Origin of the sequence: Bovifimicola ammoniilytica, from assembly GCF_025567085.1 — a bacterium.
In the GTDB taxonomy this organism is placed as follows: domain Bacteria; phylum Bacillota; class Clostridia; order Lachnospirales; family Lachnospiraceae; genus Bovifimicola; species Bovifimicola ammoniilytica.
This window is the reverse complement of the sequence record NZ_JAOQJN010000006.1, coordinates 1-1325: the sequence shown is the minus strand read 5'-3', so window position 1 is coordinate 1325 and position 1325 is coordinate 1. Positions and strand designations below refer to the sequence as shown.

Genomic DNA, 1325 nt, shown 5'->3' with positions numbered 1-1325 from the left:
TCTTTTCTTGCCGCATTAATAGCATCTTCATAAAATTTTAATTCTCTTTTTGGCGACTCCGTATCTGATACACATGAACCTTTAACATTTTCTGTCCATTCACTTATATTTATCTGTTTCCCATCATCATCTCTTACTATATAGAGACTATCAATATAATTGCCGCAATATACAACATAAACTTCTGACGTTTCTGTATTTACAAAACATACTGATGATGTAGTATTATCCTTGCCACTAGGATACACTATTTGTAATTTCATTAATTCACTATCATTTTCTATAAATGATATAATTTTGTCCATTCCAAGTTCCTTATCTGTATATCCCGCTACTCCATCAAAACATGTTATCATTTCATCATCTTTTATTTCTTTTATAATTTCCTTAACATTTTTACTACCTGTATTTATATTATCAATATTATAATATGCTAATGCTGACAAATTTAATAACTGTTCATTACTTAGACTCATTTGTTTCCTCCTCTATAAAAAAATCTATTTTATCTGTTCCAATCAAGCCACCGATTTCTTCATATCCTTTTTCTTTATATATTTTTTCTCTTTCTAAATATGTTTCTTCTGGATATGATTCTATAGAAATTGATATAATATCATCTGATATTTTAGGCTTTAATATTTCTATAATACTCTTCTCATAATCTTTACTGAATTCACTTTCCGGAACTTCAATTCTATATGTTATATATACATTTTCATTTCTTAACAATCCATCAAGTGTGTCATTTTCATTTTCAATATAAAAAGCACTAGAAAATCCAAAAAAGCCCTCTATTTTTTCTTTGTTTCTCTCTCTTACATATACTCCACTAATAAATCTATTCATTCCCACCTCCTTAACTACATTATCTAACTCAACTTTTATCTTATCTTTTACCAGATTACACATATATTCGTCTGATATTACTTTATATGAAGCATAGGTTTTATCATTTTCTTCTTTTTCATCTGGATATACTATCACACGATATTCTTTTTCTTTTCCTTTAATTCTTACATCTACTTCTACATATCCTGCACTTCCAAAAACTCTTCTGACTTCATACTTATATGCAACTTCAAAATCTTCATTATATTTAGTTTTCATATATTCCAGTGCCACTTCTGCACACTTGTCTACATCTATATATACTTTTTTCTTACAACTTGTAGAACTTATAATTACTGTTACAAATACTATCAATAGTAACATACTTTTTTTTATCTTTTTCATTCTTTTCCTCCTATAATATTTATTTTCCTTTTCTTTTGTATTAATATCTTCTGCCCTCCTTTACACCTTTTATGCTTTTTATTTTAAAA

General features: G+C 27.1%; 2 protein-coding genes. Both read right to left on the bottom strand.

What is annotated here, in order from left to right; all coding sequences use genetic code 11:
- Positions 1-476: hypothetical protein (locus OCV48_RS08825; protein WP_262559489.1), on the bottom strand; the 476-nt coding region annotated here is incomplete at its 3' end.
- A complete protein-coding gene (locus OCV48_RS08820; RefSeq protein WP_147591694.1) occupies positions 463-1236 on the bottom strand; it encodes a hypothetical protein in 774 nt (257 codons plus the stop codon). The genes OCV48_RS08825 and OCV48_RS08820, both read right to left, overlap by 14 nt.
- Positions 1237-1325: the final 89 nt, after the last annotated feature.

Coding starts and splice junctions, on each gene's coding strand:
- OCV48_RS08820 (WP_147591694.1), bottom strand. CDS start 1,236: ATGAAAAAGATAAAAAAAAGTATGTTACTATTGATAGTATTTGTAACA.